The organism is Kitasatospora sp. NPDC043949 (genome assembly GCF_056435365.1).
In genome coordinates this window covers 23,196-45,665 of the sequence record NZ_JBWKEQ010000036.1, presented here as the reverse complement: position 1 = coordinate 45,665, position 22,470 = coordinate 23,196, and the positions used below count along the sequence as shown (strand labels likewise).

Sequence of the window (22,470 nt, the reverse complement as noted above, 5' to 3'; positions counted from 1 at the left end):
ATGGCCATTCCCCCGTTCCTCGCCGATCTCCGAGCCCTGGTGGGCACCCGTCCGCTCTGGCTGACCGCCGTCGTCGCCGTCGTCCTGGACGACCGCGGCCGGGTGCTGCTGGCCCGACGGGCCGACGACGGGAGGTGGGCGCCGGTCGGCGGCATCCTCGACCCCGGTGAGCAGCCCGCCGACGGCGTGGTGCGCGAGTGCCTGGAGGAGAGCGGGGTGGTGGCGGTGCCCGAACTGCTCGCCTCGGTCACCGTCTCGCCGCAGGTCACCTACCCGAACGGCGACGTGACGCAGTACCTGGTGCTGACCTTCCGGTGCCGGGCGGTCGGCGGCGAGGCGAGGGTGAACGACGACGAGTCGCTGGAGGTCGGCTGGTACCCACTGGACGGGCTGCCGCCGATGATCGAGGTCGAGCACGAGCGGCTGCGCCACGCGCTGGAGTGCGAGGGGTCGACGGTCTTCGTGTGGGAGGGCAAGGAGCGCCCCTGACCGGCGCACGGCGGACGGCCCGCATCCCCGCCTCCCCACCCCGGGTGGGCCGGGAGCCCGGACCCTTCGCCGATGGTGGCGGCCCGGTCACCCCAGGCGGCGGGAGTTCGCGAGGTCGCTCAGCCCTTGCGCTGCCGGTAGGCCTCCTCCGCGGCGTCCAGGACGGCGGCGAGGTCGCCGCCCGCGGTGGCGGTGGCGGTGGCCGCCACCGCGCCCTCGACGAACGGCGCGTTCGCGAAGCGGACCGGGAACGGGAGGCCGTGCTCGTCGGCGTCGGACAGCAGGGCGCGCACGGTGGTGACGGCGCTGCCCAGGTCGGCGAGCACCACGACCCCGTGGCCCTGGTCGACCCGGCGGGTGGCGGCGGCCACCAGGACCGCGCTGATGCCGGGACCGCCCTGGTCCCCGCCGGTCGCGGCGATCGGGGCGGGGGAGTCGGATCCGGTCAGTGAGAGCGCGAGGGTGCGCACCGCGATGGCCAGTTCCTGGCTGTGCGACACCAGGACGATCCCGACCCGGCCGTGCACGGGGGGCCGGCCGGAGGCGGGCCGGGGCAGCGTGGCGGGCGCGGGTGGCGTGCGGGGCGCAGGGGGGTGGGCCGAGGGGGCGTCGGAGATGGGGATGACATCGGCGCGGGTGCCGTCCCGGCGGCTCATCGGCTGCTCCCTCTGGGCGGTGGTGGGCGGTGCTGGGCGAGGTGGTGCGGGCCGCATCCGGTGCGCATCGGGTTCCGCGGGGCCGGGGCGGGGCCGGGACGGGCCGTCGAGGGCCCGCGTACGGCCAGCGGGGGGTGGTCCCCCGCGTTGCCAAGCACTCTGGCAGCTCCGGTGGCCCCCGTCGGGCGGGACACGCGTTGAGCGGGCCTCCGGCGGCGTCCGGGCCCGGCTGGTGGAGTCCTCGTCAACCCGCTGACCGGGGCGGGCGGGTGTGGTTAGGCTGGCCCGGAAAGCCGTCGGGAGGAGACCGGGTAGTGGCAGTCAACAGCGGGATCGACGTGGAGACGGGCGGCGCGGAGCCGCAGCTGGCGCCGAGCGGGAAGCCGAAGGTGGACTTCACCGGGGCGAAGTGGCTGTGCAGCAGCCAGGGCGTCGGGGATGTCCAGATCGCGTTCGTGGACGGGTACATCGGGATGCGGGACGGCCGTCAGGAGGACGGTCCGGTCCTGGTGTTCACGCCGGGGGAGTGGCGGGCCTTCGTGCTCGGTGCCCGGGACGGCGAGTTCGACCTCACCTGAGCCCGCGCGACCGTCGCACGACCGCGGAGCGGGCCCCGTCGGAACGGGGCCCGCTCCGCGGTCGATTTCGGCCCCGAACATCACAACTGATGATCTATTGAACGTGCCCCGTCAGAATTTCTGTTGACTGTTAGACAAACGCAGCTCAGAGTATGAGCACAGGCAGACGCCGTGCCCACCGCCCCCACGCGGCCAGACACGGCGCCTGCTGTGCGACCCGGCAGTGTTGCCAGGCCATCCTCCCAGTCATCCCCTGCGCACCGGGGTGCGCCGGCCGGTCCCGGCCCACGAGGGGCCGGCAGTCGCCGGGAGGCTGGCGTCGACGCCGAGAGCGACTCGGCGGCGACACCGTTTGCTCGGGACCCGCACGCCCCCACGCGGCGGCGTCCCGAGCAAGATCCGCGGGAGCGACGGGCCGGGGCCCCGCGGATCTGGCTTGTGGTGATGGAACTGTTGGCTTGTGTGCTGTGCTGTGTGCGACGACGAAGCTGGGTGCTCGGCAGTTCGGCACGACAATGTGCACAGTGAGGGAAACGCGTGTAGGGCCGCGTTGCGACATGCCGTCCCCCCGGAGGGTGAAACCCAGAACGGCTGTCGTGCTGAACCGAACGTAGCCCGGACGGTTGCTCAGAGTCAACATTGGTCTCTGAGCGTCGATCTCCCGACGGTGCCCCACCCACCTCGCGAGCGTGGTGTGCCGGGCACGTACGATGTTCCCATGTCTTTTCTCCGCCGTCGCTCCGGACAGCCCGCCGGCCCGGACTTCGACGTGCTCGCGATGGACCCGGGTGACTGGCCCGGCGACTTCGGTGCGGCCATGATGACCGGCCCGGACGGCTCCTGCCAGGGGATCTTCCTGCGCTACGACCTGTTCGGCGGCAGAGGCCCGGCGATGTTCATCGGCAACCTCCCCGAGGGCTCGCCCGCCCGGGAGACCGGCGACAGCGTGCCCTTCGAGGTGCGGCAGCTGCTCGCGGCGCTGGAGAACGACGAGCCGGTCGACTTCGTCTCGGCCGAGGACTTCCCGGTGATGCTCGGGGACGACCTGCTGATCGTGAAGAAGGTCAAGGTCAGCGAGGAGCGGGTGTTCTGCGCCCAGTTCGGGCGCAGCGACGGCGTCCAGGTCACCATCGCGTCCTGGGACCGACCGATTTCGGACGACCTGTATCAGCTGTTGAAGCCGCTCCCGGCCGACATGTTCCAGCAGGGCTGACCGGCCTCGACCAGGGCTCGGACGTCGCTTGACGGTTTCGATCACGGGTTCGTACAGTCGCGAACATGTCGTGCCGTCTCCCGCTGCTGACCCGTCGCAGCTATCTGGACCTGCGGCGCACCGCCAGCGCGGTGTGTCCGGGCCGCTGAGGGGGAATTCGTCCCCGAGGCGGCGGGCGGCCGGCCGTTCGTGGCCGGCGCCGAATCCGGGGGGCGGGCCGTGAACCGACCTCCGAGGCCGCCCGTCCGGTACCGCGCGCCCGTCCGGCGTGCCGCCCGCATCTGCCGCGCCCACGCTGCCGCCCGGAGGCCCCAGCACCATGACGACCACCGCCGCTGACCGTTCGCCCGCGGACCGCCCCTCCGACACCGCGGCCGCCGCCGTGCCCGGCGCCGCCGCGGGAGCGTCGGATTCCGGCCACCCCGCGCCCGATCCCGCGCCCGACCGCTCGGCCGTCGTCGCCGCCCTCGCCGGACTGCCCCGGGTGGTCGACCTGCTCTCCGCCCGCGCCGAGGAGCACGACCGCGACGCCACCTTCCCCTACCAGGGCATCGAGGCGGTGCACGAGGCCGGACTGCTCACCCTGACCGTCTCCCAGCGGTACGGCGGACCGGGCGGCACGCTCGCCGACACCGTCCGGGTGCTGGCCCAACTCGGGCGCGGGGACGCCTCGGTGGCCGTGGTCACCGCCTTCACGCTGCTCCAGCACGCCGAGCAGGCCCGCCGGGCGGCCTGGCCGACGGCGGGCTACCGGCGGCTGCTCACCGAGTCCCGGCGCGGGCCCGCCCTGGTCAACACGCTGCGCGCGGAGCCCGGCGGCCGGCCCGGAGCGCTGCCGGACACGGTGGCCCGGCGGGACGGCGAGGGCTGGTCGCTGACGGGCCGGAAGACGTACTGCACCGGCGCCGAGGCGCTGGCCTGGATGGCGGTGACCGCGCGGACCGACGAGGCGGAGCCGAGGGTCGGGACGTTCCTGGTCCGCGGCGAGAGCGAGGGCCTGGAGATCGACCCGACCTGGGACCAGGTCGGCCTGCGGGCCAGCGCCAGCCACGACGTGGTGCTGGAGCAGGTCCGGGTGCCGGCCGAGCTCGCGCTCGGCCTCACCGCTCCCAAGGGCGGCGCGGCGGACGCGGCCGGGGCCGCCGAACTCTCCCTCGCCTGGCACGATCTGGCGCTCTCCGCGGTGGCGATCGGGGTGGCTCGCGCCGCCCAGTCCTGGCTGATCCGCTTCCTCAACCAGCGCACTCCGGCCAATCTGACCGAGCCGCTCGGCACCCTGCCCCGCTACCGCTGCGCCCTCGGCGAGATCGAGGCCCAGCTGATCGGCGCCGAGGAACTGGTCGAGGGGCTGGCCCCCCGGGTGGACCGGGGAGAGCCGGACGCGGTCGCGCGGACCGGCCCGGCCCACCTGCTGGCCGCCCGGGCCGCGACGGCGGCGGTCCAGCAGGCCGTCTCGCTCACCGGCAACCCCGGCCTGAGCCGGCGTCACCCGCTGGAGCGCTACCTGCGGGACGTGCTGAGCAGTCGGGTGCACCTCGCCCCGGACGAGGCCGTCCTGGAGGCCGCCGGCCGGGCCGCCCTGGAGCGCGGCGGCCGGCCGTAGCGGATTCCGGGCCCCGGGGGCTCGGGGCCCGGAGCCTCAGCGGGTGCCGACCGCGGCCCGGACGGCCCGGCGGGCGAGCGCGGCGTCGTCGTAGAGCCGGCGGATCATGATCCGCTGCTCCTCGCCGGCGCCCGGCACGTCGTACAGCCGGATCTCCCGCATCAGCACCAGCACCAGGTTGACCAGGAACGCGTCCCGGGCCAGCGTGCCGCCGCTCTGGGCGAGTTGGCTGATCTGGCGGCGCGCCGCGGTGTCGCCGGACAGCACGCTCCACAGCACCGCCAGGTCGTAGCCGGGCAGGTACCAGCCGGCCTGCTCCCAGTCGACCAGCACCGGGCCGGACGGCGCCAGCAGCATGTTGCTGAGCAGGGCGTCGCCGTGGCAGAGCTGGAGCGGGGTGTGGCCGAGGCCGTGCAGCAGGCCGCGCAGGTCGCCGGCGTCCCGGTCGGTGAGCTGGCCCACCGAGTGGTAACGGGCGATCTCCATCGGGTAGTCCATGCGTGGCTGGAACACGTCGGTCGGCGGCCGCCACAGGTTGAGCGTCCGGACGGCGGTCAGCAGCGCCCGCACCTCGCCCGGGGTGGGCGCGTTGACCGGGTGGCGCTCCCGCGCCGCCGGGCGCCCGGGAACGCGCTCCATGACGAGCACGCAGCGGTCGTGGTCGGCGGCGACCAGCCGGGGCAGCCGCACCGGCGGGCGGTGCCGGACGAACGCCCGGTAGACCGCGACCTCGTGGTGGAAGTCGGCCACCAACTGCTCGAAGTACCCACTCCGCACCGCCTGCGGCGCCAGGCACTTGGCGACCACCGGGGCCCGCCCGATGGTGCCCGCCACCAGGATGTGGCGGCTGCCCTCGCGCAGCACCTGGCGCGGGGTGAACGCGGGACATATCCGCGCGACACTCGCCAGCGCGGCCCGCACCGCCGGGGTCTGCAGCGCCGACGGGTCGATCCGCTCGGGCCCGGCGCCGACCTGGCCGGGCCGGTGCGGCGGGCGCAGCACCCGGCCGTCGGCCTGGCGGGCGAGCGGGAGCCGGCCGCCGACGGGCGGGGCCGCTTCGGGGCCGCGGAGCCCCAGCGCCGTACGGCCGGACGGGACCCGGGCGTCCGTGGACCGGCCGTCGGTGCCGTGCGGAGCCACCGGGCGGCTCGACGGGGGCACCTGCTTCGGCCCGGGGCGCCCGGCGGCTGCGGTGGGGGGGCGCAGCGCGGTGCGGGTCGCGGTCGGCGAGGGGGTCGTCGCTGAGGAGTACATGGGGTGAGGGTGGTCCCTTTCTGTCCGTCGGCAGGTGCGCCCCGCGGTGCGGGGAGGGCCGGTGCCGCGTGCTTCCTGGCGTGACGGCGGCCCTGACTCGGTGCGGTGGGTGGTGCGCGGGCGCCGGGCACGGACGCGGGGTCGTGAGACCCGGACGACGGCGGTGCTCCGGCCGTCCGCACCCTGGGGAGTACGGTCGGCCGGACTGCCGTGGCCGTGCCCGGCGCCCCCGCGCCACCCGGCCGCGCCACCCCCTCGGGTGAGGACCGGGAGCGTCCCGTGCCACGGTCGGGGGACTGCCCCGACGCCGGTGGGACGCCGCCCGACCCGGGGGCGAGGTGGCGCACCCCTACAACACACCCGCGGCGCACTGGCTTAGTAGTCTGGCGGGCCCTGGCGAACGGTGGCGAATGCTCGCCTGGCACTTGCCGGAGCCTCTAGCCTCGAATCAGCCGAGGAACCTGGGGGCTTCGTTGAGCAGGGAACCCAACACCCGACTCGCTGACTTGTTCGTCCTGACCGGTTGGTCGAAGGGCGAACTCGCGCGGCTGGTCAACCGTCGGGGTGCCGCGATGGGACAGCAGCAGTTGTCCACCGACACGTCGAGGGTACGGCGCTGGATCGAGCAGGGGGAGATCCCCCGGGATCCGGTGCCGAGGGTGCTGGCGGCCGTGTTCACGGAGCGGCTCGGCCGTGTCGTCACCACTGAGGACCTCGGTCTGGAACGACACCGGCCCACCAGGTCCGGAGCGGCGCAGTCCGCAGCAGTGCCATGGTCGCCGGATCGAACGGCCGCGGTCCTCACCGAGTTCACGGGAATGGACCTCATGCTGAACCGACGTGGATTGGTGGGCGCGGGTGCCGCGCTCACGGCCGGAACGGTCATCGCCGATTCGTTGAAGGGCTGGCTCGGGGGGGACGCGGTCGCGTACGCGGCCTCGGTCCCCGGGCCGCGCCAGGTGATCACCCAGGGCGGGGTGCGCCCCGCGGTGGACGTGTACGACGCGGGCCCGGTCGGGCTCGACGAGGTGGAGTCGCTGGAGCGCTCGGTCCTGGTGTTCCGCGCCTGGGACGCGGCGCGCGGCGGCGGGCTCCAGCGCAAGGCGGTGGTCGGTCAACTGAACGAGGTGGGAGGCCTGCTGACGCACCGGCATGCCCCGGCGGTGGAGCAGCGGCTGTGGCTGGTCGCGGCCAACCTGGCGGTGCTGGCGGGCTGGATGTCGCACGACGTGGGCCTGGAGCCCACCGCCCAGCGGTACTTCATGATCGCGGCGGAGTCGGCCAAGGAGGCCGGCGACCGGCCGCGGGCCGGCGAGGCGATCTCCCGGGCCGCACGGCAGATGGTCCACCTGGGCCGGGCCGACGACGCGATCGACCTGATGTCGGCGGCCAAGGCGGCCGGCGGCCGGGTGCTGCCGAGAACGCGCGCGATGCTGAACACCGTCGAGGCCTGGGCGCACGCCTCGATCGGGCACTCCCAGGACACCTGGCGGCTGCTCGGCGAGGCCGAGGACCTGTTCGCCGAGGGCGCGCCGGAGCCGCCGCCGTCCTGGATGCAGGTGTTCGACGAGGCCGAACTGCGCGGCATGCAGGCGCTGGTGCTGCGCACGCTGGCGGAGCACGACCCCTCGGCGGCGGCGCAGGCACAGCGGCACGCGGAGCGGGTGATCACCCTGCGGGAGGGCACCGGGCAGCTGCGCTCGGCGCTGTTCGACCGGATCACCCTGGCCTCGGTGCACTGGCTGAGCGGCGAGCCGGACGCGGCGGAGTTCCAGGCCAAGATGGTGATGAACCTGATCGGCCAGAACTCCTCGCACCGGACCTGGGACCGGTTGCGCGAGATGTACCGGCTGACCGCGCGCTACCGGGGCCTGCCGGTGGTGGACGAACTGCGGGCCGAGCTGGGGCGGGAGTTGCGGGCGGCGGACGCGAAGAAGCGGCCGAAGCGGTCCTGAGGCCCGGAGGCCCGGAGGCCCGGAGGCCTGAGCCTTGGGTGTCCTGAGCCTTGGGGGTCCCGAGGCCCGGAGGTTCTGAGGCCCCGGCGGGCCCCGGTCAGTTCGGGGGTGCCGGCCGCAGCAGCATGCGCAGGGCGGTGACGGTGCCGTCCGTGCCGAGGACGGGCTCGCCCGCGCACTCGACGCTGGCGTGCGGGGCGCCGTCGCGGCGGATCCGCAGGGTGCCGGCGGAGGTGCGGCCGTGGACCAGGGCGTCGGTCATCATCCGGCGCAGCACGGGCCGGTCGGCCTCGGGGAGGCGGTCGGGCAGCCGGTCGAGGCTGAGCGGGCCGTTGCCCGGGTCGCAGCCGAGGAGCTGGTAGGTGTCCGCGTTCCAGTGGACGCGGTCGGTGAGGAGGTCCCATTCGGCTGAGCCGATGAGGTGGTCGCGGACGCCGCCGGCGTCGGGTCCGTCGCCGAGGTCGGGGTTCTTGGACGGCTCCTGCGCCGTGCCGTCCACTCTGCCGTCCGTTCCGCTGTCGGCGTCGCCGCTCGGCTCGCCGCGCGCGCCGTCGTCCGTCGCGCTCGCCGGGGCGCCGTCCACCGTGGCGGTGTCCGGCGGGCGGGCGGCGCCTGTGGGCATCTTCATGGCGGGTCCATCGCTCGGGGGTGGCCCGCCGCGTGCGGGCCGTCGGTGGTGAGAAGACTGTGGCACAGCGCCCTCGCCCCTGCGGGCGATTTGGACATAACGCAGGCAAAATTCCCCTGGCATATGCCACTGTGGCAGCAGCCGTCGTCGCCCTGTGTGCGGAAGGTGGCGCGAGGCGGTAACCTTCGGTGATTCCGGCGCCCGGGCGCCCACCGCAGTACCGACCAGAGACCCCGGCGACGGAAATCCCGTTGCCACTACGACCGCCGCAACGGATGCTGACCTCATGTTCGAGCCAGTGATAGCACCCAGTGCCAGCCTCCTCGGCCTCCTGCAGCGAGGCCGCGGTGACGGGCAGCTCCACGCGCTGGCCGCCGACCGCACCGAGGCCATCGCCGCGCTGGAGGAGTGCGTCACCAGGGATCCGCGAGCCGACTGGCAGGTCGAGAGCCGCTCCCTCTACTACGCCCGTCTCTACATGGAGCTGGAAGCGCCCCTCGACGGCATCGAGGACCATCTCCACTCCGCCGAGGACCTCGTCAGCGACGACGAGAACCGCACCGGCCTCGCCCTCTCCGTCCTGGGCCACCTCGCCGCGTACGGCCGGCGCGACGCGCTGCTGATGCTGCGCGAGTACACCGCCACCGGTGCCAACTGGGCCTGGGCCCTCGACGAGCTCGCCCTGCGCGACGACGACCGCGGCCTGCTGCTGCTCGGCACCGCCGTCCTGGACCGCTTCGCCCCGGGCCCCGAGGGCGACGCCGAGCTGCGCGAGTTCATCCGCAACGCCTACGAGCCCCGGCCCTGGCGGCTGTGGGCGGCCTACCACCCGAGAGTGGCGGCGGCCAGCGAGCAGTCACCCTTCGACCTCTGGCAGCGCCAGCTCAACCGCGGCGGCGTCACCCCGGGCTGGTCCACCGCCGACGTCCTGGCCTGGGCCGACCAGGGGAGCCTGGGCGCCCTCGGGGCCGGCGCCTTCCTCGGCGGAGCCGACAGTCGGCCCGAGCCCGCGCCCGAACCCGCCGATCCGGCCGCGCCCGACGCCGTGGACCGCCGGGCCGCCGCCGCCGCCCGCTGCCTGACCGCCGTCGTCCGGCCCGAGGACCGCCCCGTTGTGCTGGAGGCCGCCCGCGGCGGCCTGCCCGGCGCCCGCCGGGCGGCACTGCGCTACCTGGTCGACCAGCGGGACCCGGCCGCCGTCGAGCTGATCGAGGCCGCCGCCGTCGACGTCGACGACCGGATCGTGCGCGCGGCCCTGGAACTGGTCGGCCGGATGCGCGGCCCCGAGGTCCTGGCGCAGGCCCGCCGCTGGGCCGACCCGGCCACCGGGGGCGCGGACAGCGCGCTCGGCGAGGCCGCCGTCAAACTGCTCGCCGACGCCGGGGAGCCGGCCGACGCGCCGTTCGTCGTCGACGGCCTGCGCCGCTGGGTGTCCGTCCGCGGGGTCAGCGGTACCGGGCTCGGTTCGCTGGTCGACGGTGCGGGGCGGCTGGTCGCCGCCGACGCCGTCCCCGTGCTGCGCCACATCTACGGGGAGGCCGCCTCCTCCGAACTGCGCGGCCGTGCCGCCCGGGCGCTCGCCGTGACCGATGTGCACTTCCCCGAGGGCCCCGCCGTCGAGTGCCTCTGGGACTGCGAGGAGGCCACGCGGGAGCTCGCCGCGCGCCATGTCGCCACCACGGGTGACGCGCGCGTGCTGGAGCGCCTGCGCCGGCTCGCCGCCGATCCGGCCGAGGAGGCCGAGGTCCACGCCGCCGTCCGCGGCCGGCTGACCGCCGCCCGGGAGTTCGGGCGGTAGGTCCCGGCAGTCCGGTGGCTGCCTCCCCGCTTCTGGCGAACGACGGGCCGGGACACCCCCTCGGGTGTCCCGGCCCACTGCTGTTCCGGGGGCGTGCTGGAACGCGGTCCTGGTGGAACGCGGTTCTACTTCACGACGCCCGCGTCCGGGGCCAGCACGCCGCCGGCCACCAGTCCGATGATCAGGACGCCGAGCAGCACCCGGTAGACCACGAACGGCAGAAAGCTGTGGTGCGAGATGTACTTGAGGAACCAGGCGATCGCCGCATAGCCGACCGCGAAGGCGATCGCGGTGGCCAGGATGGTCGGCCCCCAGGCCGGTGCCGGGCCCTCGCCGATCTTGAACAGCTCCAGCGCCCCCGAGGCGAGCACCGCCGGGATCGCCAGCAGGAAGGAGTAGCGGGCCGCAGCCTCCCGGCTGTAGCCGAGCAGCAGGCCCGCGCTGATCGTGCCGCCGGAGCGGGACACCCCCGGGATCAGTGCGAGCGCCTGGGCGAGGCCGTAGGCGCACGCGTGCGGCAGGGTGAGGTCGGTGATCGGCCGGGCGTGCCGGACCGCGCGGGTGCGGTCGGCGAAGGCCAGCAGCAGGCCGAAGACGATCAGCGTGGTGCCGATGATCCGCAGATCGCGCAGATGGGTCTCGATGGTGTCCTGGAACAGCTTGCCGAGGATGCCGATCGGCAGCGTGCCGATGATCACGAACCAGCCCATCCGGGCGTCCGGGTCCGAGCGCAGCGCCGGGCGGAACAGTGACAGCGTCCAGGTCCGCACGATCGAGACGATGTCCCGGCGGAAGTAGATCAGCACCGCGGTCTCGGTGCCGAGCTGGGTCACGGCGGTGAAGGCCGCGCCCGGGTCGTCCCAGCCCAGCAGGGCGGAGAAGACCCGCAGGTGGGCACTGGAGGAGACGGGCAGGAACTCGGTGAGTCCCTGGATCAGGCCGAGGACGGCCCCGTGGAACCAGTCGATCACCAGACACCCACCGGGGGTATCCGTGGGTCGTCGTACATGTGCGGTCCTCGCAGGTCGGAGCGGGCGTGCGGGCAGGCCGCGACCCGCACGGCCCTCGGGCCACGCACGGGCGGGCGCGCGGCCGATGGTACGGGGTGAAGATGACTATTCTTTGTTCACCTTTTGACCCGGCTTTGCCCGCCGGCGCTTCCGTGCCCCGCCGACTCGTCCGCCTGCCCTTCCACCTGCCCTTCCGCCTGCCCTTTCGCCGCTCAGCCGGCGGGTCGGACGCGGACCCAGGTGCGGTCCTCCGTCAGGTAGCTCTCGACCGTCAGACCGGCGTCCGCCAGCGCCCGGTCGAACGCGGCGGTGGTGAGCGGCCGGGAGCGGAAGGTGTGCGTCCAGCGGCCGTCCGGGAACTCGTACTCGGCGTGGACGGAGTTCACGCCGTCCCCGACCGGCGTCGAGGAGACGATGCGCGACACGCCGTCGGTGCCGAGCCTGCCCTCGCGCGGCACGTTGAGGTGCCAGTCCTCGCCCTCCCGCTGCATCAGCACGCAGCCGTCCGCGGCGACGTGGCGGCGGCAGGTCTCCAGCAGGCCCTGGCGGACCGCCTCGTCGCCCGCGTGGATCAGGAAGGAGGCGAGCAGGACGACGTCGAAGCGCTCGCCGAGGTCCAGCCGCTCGATCGGGCTGCGCACGGTGCGGATGCCCGCGCGCACCCTGGCCAGCATCTCGGCGGACTCGTCCACCGCCGTCACGGTGAAGCCGCGGTCGGTCAGCGGGTGCGTCATCCGGCCGACGCCGCAGCCCAGTTCGAGGATGGTGGCGCCGGCCGGCACCGCGGCCTCGATCACGTCCGGGGCGTCGCCGACGGGGAGCCGGGCCCAGAGCTCGACGGCGCAGCCGTCCGGGGTGATCGCGCCCGGGCCCGTTCCGTCGTGTCCCTCGCGTCGTACGTTGCCGGTGTGCGTGTCGTTACCCATGGGCGTCATCGGAACACGGGCAGGGCGGGGAGGGAAGGCACCGCAGCGGGTTTTCGGTCAGTCCGTCAGTCCGTGAGTCCGTCAGCCCGTGAGTCCGTCAGCCCGTGGGTCTCGTTGGCCCGTGGGTCCGTCAGGCCGTCGGTACGTCCTCCAGTTCGGTCAGGGTCGAGTGCAGCCAGGCGAGTTCGGCCTCGCTGGTGGCGCGGGCGATCAGCAGCAGGCCGCGGCGGAACGGGTCGGCGAACTCCTCGGCGCCGACCGGGCGGTCGCCGTCGTAGAAGAAGCTCGCCGGCTCGGAGAGGAAGGCCAGTCGGCGGCGGAGCACGGCGGCCTGGGCGGCGGGGTCGGCGAGGTGGCGCAGGAAGGCGAGCAGGGTGAACCAGCGGTTCTCGTCGCTGATGTCCAGCGGCTCGGGCGCGCGCAGCTGGTCGAGCAGTGCGGCGCGGCCGGCCTCGGTGAGGTGGAGGGTGTGCCGGGGTGCGGCGGCGCTGCCGGGCTCGGTCTCGCGGACCAGCAGGCCGTCGGTCTCCAGGCGCTTGATCGCCGGGTAGAGCGTGCCGTCGCTGATCGGGCGGACGTGCCCGGTGAGTGCGGCGAGGTGGCGGCGCAGCTGGTAGCCGTGCAGCGGGCGGTCGTAGAGGAATCCGAGGATCGCGAGCTTCAGCATGGGGCCACTCTCGCAGATTCGTCCCTCGAAGCCTCGGTATATCGGTTCCGTGATACCTCGATGTCGAGGTATGGTCTGGGCGTTCCCAGCCCCTGATGTCTCAGCCCTTGATGTCCCAGCCCCCGCTGGAGGAGGAGTCCCCGTGCTGCGCCACGCCCCCGTCACCCCGAACGGCGACCGGATCCGATGGGTCGAGCTGCCCGGAGTCGAGCCCGCCCGGCTCTACCTGCACGGCCTCGGCGCCAGCTCGCCCGCCTACTTCGCGGCCGCTGCCGCCCACCCGGGGCTCGCCGGGCGCCGCTCGCTGCTGCTCGACCTGCTCGGCTTCGGCCTCAGCGACCGACCCGCCGACTTCGGATACACCCTGGAGGGGCACGCCGACGCCGTCGCCGCGGCCCTGGCGGAGGCCGGGCTCGCCGGAGTCGAGGTGATCGGCCACAGCATGGGCGGCGCGATCGCCGTCGTCCTCGCCCACCGGCATCCGGCGTTGGTCTCCCGGCTCGTCCTGGTCGACGCCAACCTGGACCCGGTCACCCCCGGCCGCGGCCCCGGCAGCAGCGGTATCGCGAGCTTCACCGAGGAGGAGTTCCTGGCCGGCGGCCGGGACGAGGTCGCCACGTGGGTCGGCCCGTCCTGGTGGTCCACGATGCGCCTCGCCGGGCCCGAGGCGCTGTACCGCAGCGCCGTGCACCTGGCCCGGGCGACGGTGCCGACGATGCGCGAACTGCTGCTCGGCCTCGACCTCCCGCGCACCTTCCTGTACCCGGAGGCGGGCGGCGAGCCGCGCGGCGCCGACCAACTCCGGGAGGCGGGCGTCCGGTTGGCGGCCGTCTCGGACTGCGGGCACAACATCATGCTCGACAACCTCGACGGCTTCGTTTCGGCGGCCGGCCTCGAACCTCGACCGTAGGCTGGAGGAGTCGGAGAGGAGCCCGCACAATGCCCTTTGAAGTCCCGCCTGTTGAGGTCCCGCCCGGGCTGGCCGCGTCGCTGGAGCAGTCCCTCGGCCCGGACGGTCGCGCCTGGGTGGCCCGACTCCCTGCTCTGGCAGACGAGTTGCTCGACCACTGGGAGCTGCGCCTGGACGGCCCGCCCGCGCACGGCATTCACGCGCTGGTGCTGCCCGTGCGGCGCGCCGACGGCACGCCCGCGGCGCTCAAGCTCCAGTCGGTGGACGAGGAGACGGAGGGCGAGCCGGTCGCCCTCCGGGCCTGGGGTGGGCGAGGGGCCGTTCGACTCCTCGGCCACGAACCGGCCTCGGGCTCGATGCTGCTGGAGCGCCTCGACCCGGGGCGTTCACTGCTGGATGTCGCGGACGACCGGGAGGCGCTGCACGTCCTTGCAGGCCTGCTCGGGGAATTGACTGAACGTCAGGTCGAAGTCCCGGACCTGCGCCGGCTGGCGGACCTCGCCGACGATCTGCTCGCGCGGGCCCCGGCAGCGGCAGCGGCCCTCGCCGACCCGGCCGAGCGGCGCTTGCTCGCCGACTGCGCCGCGGCCCTGCGCGAGGCCCGCACCGAGCCCGGCGACCGGCTGCTGCACTGGGACCTGCACTACGGCAACGTCCTCGCCCCGCCCGAAAGCGGCGGCCGCGCCCCCTGGCTCGCCATCGACCCCAAACCGCTCGTCGGGCACCCCGGCTTCGAACTCCTCCCGGCGCTGCGCAACCGCTGGGCCGACGTCCTGGCCACCGGCGACGTCGCCCGGGCGCTGCGGTGGCGGTTCGACGTCCTGGTGGAGGCACTGGAACTGGACCGCGAGGCGGCGCTCGCCTGGACGCTCGCCCGGGTGCTGCAGAACGCCGTATGGGCGGCGGAGGACGGGGAGTCGGCGCTCGACCCGGGGCAGCGGGCGGTGGCGGAACTGCTGTCGGGGCGTTGAGCGGAGCGCACGCAGCGAGCGGAAAACAGCGACCGGCAAACAGCGACCGGCAAACAATGACCAGCAAACAATGACCGGAAACAACGAAGGCAAGGAGGTCGTCGACTCTCCTTGCCACTCTCAAGGTATAGCGCGCCGGGGGGCTTGCCGCAAGGCCCCGGTCGTGCCGCAGAATGACCGGCCGAAGCCGGGATCTGCGGGCATACCTGGGGGTTTGTGATGATTGACGTGATCGTGGTCGGTGCCGGGCCGACCGGGTTGATGCTGGCCGGCGAGTTGCGGTTGCACGGCGTGCAGGTGCTCGTGCTGGAGAAGGAGACGGTGCCGCCCCTGCCGGCCCGGGCGCGCGGACTGCACGCGCGCAGTCTTGAGGTGATGGACCAGCGCGGCCTGCTGGAGCGGTTCCTCCCGCTCGGCCGGAAGTTCGCGGTCGGCGGCTTCTTCGCCGGCATCGGCAAGGAGTGGCCGGAGCGGCTGGACACCACCCAGGCGTACGTCCTGGCCATCCCGCAGGCGGTCACCGAGAGGCTGCTGACCGAGCACGCCACCGAGCTCGGCGCCGAGCTCCGGCGCGGCTGCGAACTGGTCGGGCTGAGCCAGGACGAGGACGGGGTGAGCGCCGAACTGGCCGACGGCACACGGCTGCGCTCGCGCTACCTCGTCGGCTGCGACGGAGGCCGCAGTGCGGTGCGCAAGCTGCTCGGCGTCGGCTTCCCCGGGGAGCCCTCCAGGGTGGAGACGCTGCTGGGCGACATGGAGCTGGCTGAGGAGCCGGAGACGATCGCCGCCGTCATCGCGGAGGTCCGCAAGACCCAGCTGCGGTTCGGCGCCGTTCGCGAGGGGGATGGGGGGTACCGCGTCATCGTGCCCGCAGAGGGGGTGGCCGAGGACCGTACGGCCGCTCCGACCTTCGAGGAGTTCAAGCAGCAGCTGCGGGCCGTCGCGGGCACCGACTTCGGGGCGCACTCACCGCGCTGGCTGTCGCGCTTCGGCGACGCCACCCGGCTGGCCGAGCGCTACCGGGTCGGCCGGGTGCTGCTGGCCGGCGACGCGGCGCACATCCACCCGCCGACCGGCGGGCAGGGGCTCAACCTCGGTGTCCAGGACGCGTTCAACCTCGGCTGGAAGCTGGCCGCCGAGGTCGATGGCTGGGCGCCGGAGGGGCTGCTGGACAGCTATCACGCGGAACGGCACCCGGTGGCCGCCGACGTGCTGGACAACACCCGCGCGCAGATCCACCTGATGTCCCTGGAGCCCGGCGCCCGGGCGGTGCGCCAGTTGCTGGCGGAACTGACGGAATTCGAGGAGGTGAACCGGTACCTGATCGAGAAGATCATCGCGATCGGGGTCCGCTACGACCTCGGCGAAGGGCATGAACTGCTCGGCCGCCGGCTGCGCGACGTGGAGCTGAAGCGCGGCCGGCTCTACGGGCTGATGCACGGCGGCCGCGGGCTGCTGCTCGACCAGACCGGCGGGCTCTCGGTGGCGGGCTGGGCGGACCGGGTCGACCATGTCGTCGACGTCAGCGACGAGTTGGACGTGCCCGCGGTGCTACTGCGCCCGGACGGCCACGTGGCGTGGGTCGGCGAGGACCAGCAGGGCCTGCGCGGCCACCTGTCCAGGTGGTTCGGCGCCCCCGCCGTCTGAGTGCACCGCCGCGGCCTCGGCGGCGTGCGAACAGCCGTCGCGCCGGGAGCACCGGGCGGCGTGCGAACAGCCGTCGCGCCGGGAGCGCCGGAAGGCGTGCGGGCGGGCGCTCAGCGCTCCCGCAGCGGTACGAAGCGCACCGGCGTGCCCGGGCGTGCCTGGGCGGCCGCCGCGAGGTCGGCGGCGGGGACGACGCCGATCACCGGGTAGCCGCCGGTGGTCGGGTGGTCGGCCAGGAAGACCACCGGCCGCCCGTCCGGCGGGATCTGCACCGCGCCCAACACCATGCCCTCACTGGGTAGTTCACCCGCCCGGGCGCGGGTGACCGGCGGGCCCTCGGTGCGCAGCCCGATCCGGTTGCCGGCCGGGGAGACCAGGTACCCGTCGCGGGCCAGCCGGGTCAGCGCCGAAGGCTTGAACCAGTCCGCGTGCGGGCCCAGCCGCAGCCGCAGCACCAGTTCGGCCGGGGGAGCGGGCAGCGGCACCAGGTCGGGCCGGGGGCGGTCGGGCGGAGGCGGGCCGATCGGCAGCCGGTCGCCGGCGGCGAGCGGGGCCGGTCCGAGGCCGGAGAGCAGGTCCGTCGAGCGGCTGCCCAGGACCGGCGGGACGGCGATCGCACCCGCGACCGCCAGGTAGCCGCGCACCCCGGCGGTCGCCGCCCCCACCTCCAGCACCGCCCCGGCCGGCACCGCGACCGGCGCACCCCACGCGGCCGCCCGTCCGTCCACCCGGACGGGCGAGGGTGCTCCGGTGACGGCCACGACCACCGGCCCGAGGGCGCACAGGGCGACCCCGCCGAGCGTGGTCTCCAGCCCGGCGGCGCCCGGCTCGTTGCCGACGAGCCGGTTCGCGGCCCGCAGCGCGGGCTCGTCCAGCGCTCCGGCCCTGGGCACTCCGAGGTGGGCGACGCCGTGCCGTCCGAGGTCCTGGACGGTGGTCAACGGTCCGGGCCGCACCACCAGCAAACCGCTCAACGCCCCCATCTCGTCCGCCTCGTCCCCCGCCGTCCGGGGCCCGCGCGCCGCCCGTCGTGGGCCCGCACCCCCGCTACGCCCGTTCCGCCGTGAACCGCACCCGCACCCCGGGCGCCAGCAGCGCCGCCGGCTCGCGCCCGGTGTCCCAGAGCGCGAGCCCGGTGCGCCCGATCAGCTGCCAGCCGCCGGGGGAGGAGCCCGGGTAGACGCCGGTGTACGGGCCGGCCAGGGCGACCGAGCCGACCGGGACGCTGCTGCGCGGGGTGGCCCGGCGCGGGACCTCGTAGCGGGGCGGCAGCCCGGTCAGGTAACCGAAGCCGGGCGCGAACCCGCAGAAGGCGACCACGTACTCGGGCCCGGTGTGGATCCGTACGGCGGCCTCCTCGGACACCCCCCACAGCGCGGCGACCTCGGCGAGGTCGGCGCCGTCGTACACCGTCGGCACCTCCACCAGCGGCCCGGTCGCCGCCGCGGCCGCCGACGGACGGGCCGTGCGCAGCAGGGCCGCCAGCGCGTCGACGTCCGCGACGCCGTCCAGCAGCACCGTGCGCGCGGCCGGCACGATCTCCTCGACCGCGCCGAGCGCCCCGCTCTCCTGCCGCTCGCGCAGCCATCCGTACAGCGCGGCGACCTGCGCCGTGTCGTCGAGTTCGACCAGCAGTGCCCGCTCGCCGACCCGCCGGACGGCGGCGGGCGTCACGTGAACGCCTCCACCCGGACCCCGGCGGAGGCGAGGGCGCCGCGGATCCGCCAGGCGAGCTGGGCGGCGCCGGGGGTGTCGCCGTGGACGCACAGGGAGCGGGCCTCGACGGCGATCTGTTCGCCGCCGACGGCCTCCACCGAGGCGTCCCGGGCGATGCCGACGGCGCGGGTGATCACCGATTCGGGGTCGTGCACCACGGCGTCCGGGTCGCGGCGCGGGACGAGGGTGCCGGCCCAGGTGTACGCGCGGTCGGCGAAGGCCTCGGCGACGACCGCGAGGCCGACGCCCTCGGCGACGGCGAGCAGCCGGGAGCCGGGCAGTCCGAGCACCGGCAGCGGTCCGTCGCAGACCGCCCCGGCCCGCAGCACGCCGGCCACCACGGCCTCGGCCTGTTCGGAGTCGGTGACCACCCGGTTGTAGAGGGCGCCGTGCGGTTTGACGTAGGAGACCCGGGAGCCGGCCGCGCGGGCGAAGACCTGGAGGGCGCCGATCTGGTACGCGATCTCGTCGGCGAGCTCCTCCGGGGGGACGTCCATGGCCCGGCGGCCGAAGCCGGCCAGGTCGCGGTAGGAGACCTGGGCGCCGATCCGGACGCCGCGTTCGGCGGCCAGCGCGCAGACCCGGCGCATCGTCGACGGATCTCCCGCGTGGAAGCCGCAGGCGACGTTGGCACTGGTCACCACGGACAGCAGGGCCTCGTCGTCGGTCAGCGTCCAGCGTCCGAACCCCTCACCGAGGTCCGCATTGAGATCGATCACCGCATCGGCCACGCCCGTCCGCCTTCCAGCAGCTGTTGAGCCAGATGGTAGGGCCTGCGGATGAAGGCCGTTGCCCGTGACCCGGGCCCGGGGGGCCCACCGGCGTGCGACCCCTGGTCACACGCCCTGGGGCGGCGCCGGGCGGCTCCGGCTCAGGGCGCGGCCACCGGCCCCTGGAAGGAACGTTCCAGCGGGCGCAGCGCCCGCAGCACGATCAGCAGCGGGACGACGCCGACGATTCCGAACGACATGTCGATGAATCGCCAGCTCAGGGGAATCCCCCGCAGCGGTCCGCAGACCAGGGCCAGGGGGATGACGGCGCCGCAGGCGAGCACCGCCCAGCGGATCACCCAGATGTTGCGGACCGGGTCCTTGATCGGGCCCCAGAAGGCGGCGGCGATCACCAGGTGGGCGAAGGCGAGCCAGTCGGTGCCGTAGGCCAGGAAGGGGTAGCGGTCATTGGTCTCCGCGACGCCGGTGCGGACGCGTTCGATCCAGTCCAGTGCGGCCGGGAAGCGGTCGGCCAGCGGCGCGGCCGGCCCGGTCGCGAGGTCGGCCAGCCAGCGGGTCTCGGTCTCCAGCGGGAAGGCCGTCAGGCCGCTCAGCACCAGGCAGACCACGAAGATCCAGAGCCAGTGCCGGACTCTGCGCAGTACCGCCGCGGGACCGGTGCCCGGATTGGTGTCCATGGTGCGAACCTCCATGCCGAAGAGCAGGCGGGGTCTTGTCCCGTCTGTACGGAACCGACTCTAGACCCTGCTTTTGAACGCGTTCAACTAGCCCCTGACGTGCGGGCACGCCCCCGGACGCCGGGCGGGCGCGCACCCCCGGACGCCGGGCCGGCACGCGCCCCCCGGACACGCCGATGCCCGGGTGCCGGAGCACCCGGGCATCGGAACCGCCGGGACCGCGCGGTGTACGTCGGGACTACGCGGTGTACGTGAAGGTCACCGGGGCACTGGTGCCGCCCGCCGTGGTCACCGTGACGTCCACCGGGCCGGGGCCCGCCGCCGCCGGGGAGGTGGCCGAGCAGAAGGACGGGCCGCAGGAGACGTGCGCGGCCGGCACCCCGCCGAACGCGACCGTCCCGTACGTCAGGTTGGTGCCCTGGAGGTACACCTGGGTGCCGCCGGCGGCCGGGCCGCCGGCGTTGGTCAGATTGCCGACCGTCGGCGCGGGCGGCGGCGGGGGCGGGGCGCCCGTGTAGTCGAAGGCGGCCGGCGCCGCGACCGTGCCGCCGGGGGTCACCACGGAGACGGGTGCGCTGCCCGAGCCGCCGGGCGTGGTCACCGTGCAGGCGGTGTCGGTGCAGGTGCCGGCCGCCGGGACGCCGCCGACCAGCACCATGCCGTGCGCCAGGTTGCCACCGCTGACGGTCACCGCGGTGCCGCCCGCGCCCGGGCCGGTGGTGGTGTCGAGGCCGTCGACCGTGGGCGGCGCCTGGACGACCGGCGCCGGGGTGGTCCCGTCGACCGACAGGGCCGTCACGTGGCCGGTCGGGTCGGTGTCGTTCGGATTGGACACGGTCACGACGATCTGGCCGGTCAGCTGCTGGGTGTAGTCGCGGCCCACGTTCAGCTTCATGAACTCGTAGCGCCCGGGCCTGCGGGTGCCGATGAGGACGGCGTCCAGGTGGCGCCCGTCGGGCGAGACGGACTCGGTGAAGGTGTAGTCGTACGGGGTGGAGAAGAACATGCCGAGCTCGGTGGTGAGCCCGGGCGGCAGGTCGACGGTGATGTGGGTCGGCCCGGTGAGGTCCTGGGTGCCGGCGGAGGTCCAGCCGACCGAGAGCTTGCCCGGTCCGGGAGGGGTGGTGCCCGGCAGGAAGCCGTTCAGGGCCGCGGTCACGTGCTGCCCCTGAACGGCGGGGGCGTCGGCGGGGGCGGCCGACGAGGCGGCGGCACCGGTGGCGAGGGTGGTCACGGACAGCGCGGCGGCGAAGCCTGCTTTGACCAGTCGAGTGATCATAGGCCGATCATCACGGTGGCGACGCGCCACCTTCACGGGTTTCCCGAATATCGGTTCGGGAATGGCGGAATCCCGTCGAAACCCCGTTCTGAATTCACCCCCGACACGCCCTCCGGCCTGCCGCGCAGCCCGCCCACAAGGCCCGTTTCGGTCGATGTCGGTGCGAACCTCTAATCTTGTCCACCGTGACCGCCATCGCTGACCCGCCCACCCTGCCCGGCCCCCGGCCGCCCGCCGGGTCCGTCGCGGCGAGGCCCGCGCCCGGCCCCGCCGCCGACGAGGGCCTGGCCCGCCGGCTCAAGGCGCTGGCCTGCACCGCCCCCCTGCACGACCTGGACAACCGCAAGGTCAATCTGGCGGGCGAGTACGGCGGCTACGCGATGGCCGAGGTCGGTCTCGCCGCGATCGACCTGGTCACCCTGCACATGGACTTCGACACCGGCGCCGACCGCGACATAGTGCTCGCCCGCCTGCTGCCCCGGGTCGCCGCCCAGGCCGCCGACCGCCCCGCCGCCGAGCACGAGCGGGTCGCCCGCTGGGTGCTGGAGTCGCTGATCAACGTCGGCAGCGTCGACCGGGGCTTCCGCGCCGTCTACGGCACCTTCGGCGCGGACGGCGCGTACGTCCGGCGCGACTACGACTTCAAGCTGATCGAGGAGGTCCCCGGCCCCGACGGCGGCGTCTACCTGCGCACCACCGACGAGGCGGTCAACGTCCTGGTCGGCGCGCTCGACACCGACGTCACCTCGGCCCAGATCGCCGCCGAGGTCAAGCTGGAGGTGCTGATCCGCCGCGGCCGCCTGGCCGACGCCCAGCTCGCCGCCGAGCAGGCCCGCTACCGCACCGTCCAGTACGCCGAGACGCTGCGCCGCGCCCTCGACGCGACCCGGCGCAACGTCCGCGCCGTCGACTGGATGCGCGCCATCCCCGACCTCATCGACGAGGCGCTGGACCACATCGCCGACCGCTACCGGCACGAGAACGCGATTCTCACCAACATCCGCAAGGCCCGCGACGAGGCCGAGCCCCACACCCCCGAAGGGGCCGAGCACAAGCGCCGCGCCGCCGAGCTGCTCGACATCGTCAAGGACTGCATCCGCCGGCACACGAAGCTGCAGACCCGCCTGCTGGAGGCCGGCCCGCTGTTCCGCGCCGAGCAGGACCGGCAGGCCTTCGCCACCCCCGGCGCCCGCAGCGGCATCGACCTCTACGGCCAGCTGCTCGCCCCCGTGCTGCGGCTGCCGGTCGAGCAGGCCGTCGGCCCCACCGGTGCCTTCTTCGCCCGCGGCGCCGGCCTGCGCACCCCCGTCTCCGTCCGGGTCGTCGACCTGGTCGACCTGCTGCTCACCCCGCCGGTCGAGCGCGAGCACCTCGGCGCCGAACTGCCCGACCCGGACCTGGTCGCCACCCCGGACGACAGCCGCTTCTCCGAAGCCCAGCTGGAGGCCGCGCTGCTCCTGCTCGACCTGCCCGCCGACGCCCCCCGCCGGCTCTCCGGCCTGCTCGCCGAGGCCCGCGAGCAGGACCCGGAGCTGCCGTACCTCGTCGCCCTGCTGGCCGTCCACGCGGCCAGCCCGCCGGTCGGCACCGCCTACCGGCAGGGCGAGGAGCGGCTGCTGTTCGCCGTGGACGACGGCACCCCGCTGCGCGACCCGCAGTTCGGCGGCGCCGACCTGATCGTCGGCAGCGCCCTGCTCGACGCGGCCGGCATGGCCGCCGACCGCAAGGACGCCGGCTGACCAAGCCGCCGTCTTGACGCACC

General features: G+C 74.6%; 21 protein-coding genes. 10 read left to right on the top strand and 11 right to left on the bottom strand.

Annotated features, from left to right (window positions below):
• Complete coding sequence (locus AC07AL_RS26415; RefSeq protein ID WP_363586869.1) at positions 1-489, top strand: NUDIX hydrolase; 489 nt, start codon at positions 1-3, stop codon at positions 487-489.
• Positions 490-608: 119 nt separating this feature from the next.
• Here AC07AL_RS26415 and AC07AL_RS26410 read toward each other — a convergent pair whose 3' ends face one another.
• The gene (locus tag AC07AL_RS26410) at positions 609-1,016 is read right to left on the bottom strand and encodes a PTS-dependent dihydroxyacetone kinase phosphotransferase subunit DhaM (protein WP_363586889.1); all 408 of its coding nucleotides are present in this window, start codon (positions 1,014-1,016) and stop codon (positions 609-611) included.
• A 443-nt stretch (positions 1,017-1,459) separates the two neighbouring features.
• Between AC07AL_RS26410 and AC07AL_RS26405 the strand changes: the two genes are divergently transcribed.
• From AC07AL_RS26405 to AC07AL_RS26395, 3 genes are all read left to right on the top strand, one after another.
• Complete coding sequence (locus AC07AL_RS26405; protein ID WP_400811641.1) at positions 1,460-1,723, top strand: DUF397 domain-containing protein; 264 nt, start codon at positions 1,460-1,462, stop codon at positions 1,721-1,723.
• A gap of 718 nt (positions 1,724-2,441) precedes the next feature.
• Positions 2,442-2,936 (top strand): hypothetical protein, encoded by a 495-nt coding sequence (locus AC07AL_RS26400; RefSeq protein WP_063350170.1) that lies wholly within the window; start codon positions 2,442-2,444, stop codon positions 2,934-2,936.
• A 319-nt stretch (positions 2,937-3,255) separates the two neighbouring features.
• Positions 3,256-4,539, top strand: coding sequence for an acyl-CoA dehydrogenase family protein (locus AC07AL_RS26395; protein WP_478318402.1), 1,284 nt, complete (start codon positions 3,256-3,258; stop codon positions 4,537-4,539).
• Positions 4,540-4,575: 36 nt separating this feature from the next.
• On the opposite strand, the gene AC07AL_RS26390 is transcribed toward AC07AL_RS26395, so the two are convergent.
• Entirely contained in the window at positions 4,576-5,793 is a 1,218-nt protein-coding gene (locus AC07AL_RS26390) for an aminoglycoside phosphotransferase family protein (protein WP_363586867.1), read from the bottom strand.
• A gap of 473 nt (positions 5,794-6,266) precedes the next feature.
• Here AC07AL_RS26390 and AC07AL_RS26385 point away from each other — a divergent pair, with 473 nt between their 5' ends.
• Positions 6,267-7,748: a DNA-binding protein NsdB gene (locus AC07AL_RS26385; protein WP_363586866.1), complete on the top strand. Its 1,482-nt coding sequence runs from the start codon at positions 6,267-6,269 to the stop codon at positions 7,746-7,748.
• Positions 7,749-7,845: 97 nt separating this feature from the next.
• Here the strand turns inward: AC07AL_RS26385 and AC07AL_RS26380 are convergent, their stop codons facing one another.
• Positions 7,846-8,376: a hypothetical protein gene (locus tag AC07AL_RS26380; RefSeq protein WP_363586865.1), complete on the bottom strand. Its 531-nt coding sequence runs from the start codon at positions 8,374-8,376 to the stop codon at positions 7,846-7,848.
• A 286-nt stretch (positions 8,377-8,662) separates the two neighbouring features.
• On the opposite strand from AC07AL_RS26380, the gene AC07AL_RS26375 reads away from it, so the two are divergent.
• On the top strand, positions 8,663-10,174 hold the full coding sequence (locus AC07AL_RS26375) for a HEAT repeat domain-containing protein (protein WP_363631543.1): 1,512 nt from the start codon (positions 8,663-8,665) through the stop codon (positions 10,172-10,174).
• A 125-nt stretch (positions 10,175-10,299) separates the two neighbouring features.
• On the opposite strand, the gene AC07AL_RS26370 is transcribed toward AC07AL_RS26375, so the two are convergent.
• The 3 genes from AC07AL_RS26370 to AC07AL_RS26360 all read right to left on the bottom strand — a co-directional run bounded on the left by AC07AL_RS26370 (position 10,300) and on the right by AC07AL_RS26360 (position 12,777).
• Positions 10,300-11,142, bottom strand: coding sequence for an undecaprenyl-diphosphate phosphatase (locus AC07AL_RS26370; protein WP_400811720.1), 843 nt, complete (start codon positions 11,140-11,142; stop codon positions 10,300-10,302).
• Between the two features lie 254 nt (positions 11,143-11,396).
• Positions 11,397-12,110 carry a class I SAM-dependent methyltransferase gene (locus AC07AL_RS26365; protein WP_363631541.1) on the bottom strand — a complete coding sequence of 238 codons (714 nt, stop codon included), beginning with the start codon at positions 12,108-12,110 and terminating at the stop codon, positions 11,397-11,399.
• Positions 12,111-12,240: 130 nt separating this feature from the next.
• Entirely contained in the window at positions 12,241-12,777 is a 537-nt protein-coding gene (locus tag AC07AL_RS26360; RefSeq protein ID WP_363586861.1) for a PadR family transcriptional regulator, read from the bottom strand.
• A gap of 145 nt (positions 12,778-12,922) precedes the next feature.
• Between AC07AL_RS26360 and AC07AL_RS26355 the strand changes: the two genes are divergently transcribed.
• From AC07AL_RS26355 to rox, 3 genes are all read left to right on the top strand, one after another.
• Entirely contained in the window at positions 12,923-13,687 is a 765-nt protein-coding gene (locus AC07AL_RS26355) for an alpha/beta fold hydrolase (RefSeq protein WP_400989191.1), read from the top strand.
• Positions 13,688-13,716: 29 nt separating this feature from the next.
• Positions 13,717-14,658, top strand: coding sequence for an aminoglycoside phosphotransferase family protein (locus tag AC07AL_RS26350; RefSeq protein ID WP_478318398.1), 942 nt, complete (start codon positions 13,717-13,719; stop codon positions 14,656-14,658).
• Positions 14,659-14,877: 219 nt separating this feature from the next.
• Positions 14,878-16,305, top strand: a complete 1,428-nt coding sequence (gene rox, locus AC07AL_RS26345) for a rifampin monooxygenase (RefSeq protein ID WP_478318397.1) — start codon at positions 14,878-14,880, stop codon at positions 16,303-16,305.
• Between the two features lie 110 nt (positions 16,306-16,415).
• Here rox and AC07AL_RS26340 read toward each other — a convergent pair whose 3' ends face one another.
• From AC07AL_RS26340 to AC07AL_RS26320, 5 genes are all read right to left on the bottom strand, one after another.
• A complete protein-coding gene (locus tag AC07AL_RS26340) occupies positions 16,416-17,279 on the bottom strand; it encodes a 5-oxoprolinase subunit C family protein (RefSeq protein WP_478318395.1) in 864 nt (287 codons plus the stop codon).
• 73 nt (positions 17,280-17,352) lie between these two features.
• A complete protein-coding gene (gene pxpB / locus AC07AL_RS26335) occupies positions 17,353-17,979 on the bottom strand; it encodes a 5-oxoprolinase subunit PxpB (RefSeq protein ID WP_363586857.1) in 627 nt (208 codons plus the stop codon).
• Complete coding sequence (locus AC07AL_RS26330; RefSeq protein ID WP_363586856.1) at positions 17,976-18,752, bottom strand: LamB/YcsF family protein; 777 nt, start codon at positions 18,750-18,752, stop codon at positions 17,976-17,978. The genes pxpB and AC07AL_RS26330 overlap by 4 nt, the downstream gene beginning before the upstream one ends.
• 140 nt (positions 18,753-18,892) lie before the next feature.
• On the bottom strand, positions 18,893-19,429 hold the full coding sequence (locus tag AC07AL_RS26325) for a hypothetical protein (RefSeq protein WP_363586855.1): 537 nt from the start codon (positions 19,427-19,429) through the stop codon (positions 18,893-18,895).
• 238 nt (positions 19,430-19,667) lie between these two features.
• Positions 19,668-20,708: an IPT/TIG domain-containing protein gene (locus AC07AL_RS26320; RefSeq protein ID WP_400989183.1), complete on the bottom strand. Its 1,041-nt coding sequence runs from the start codon at positions 20,706-20,708 to the stop codon at positions 19,668-19,670.
• 194 nt (positions 20,709-20,902) lie between these two features.
• Here AC07AL_RS26320 and AC07AL_RS26315 point away from each other — a divergent pair, with 194 nt between their 5' ends.
• Positions 20,903-22,447 (top strand): hypothetical protein, encoded by a 1,545-nt coding sequence (locus AC07AL_RS26315; RefSeq protein ID WP_363586885.1) that lies wholly within the window; start codon positions 20,903-20,905, stop codon positions 22,445-22,447.
• Positions 22,448-22,470: the final 23 nt, after the last annotated feature.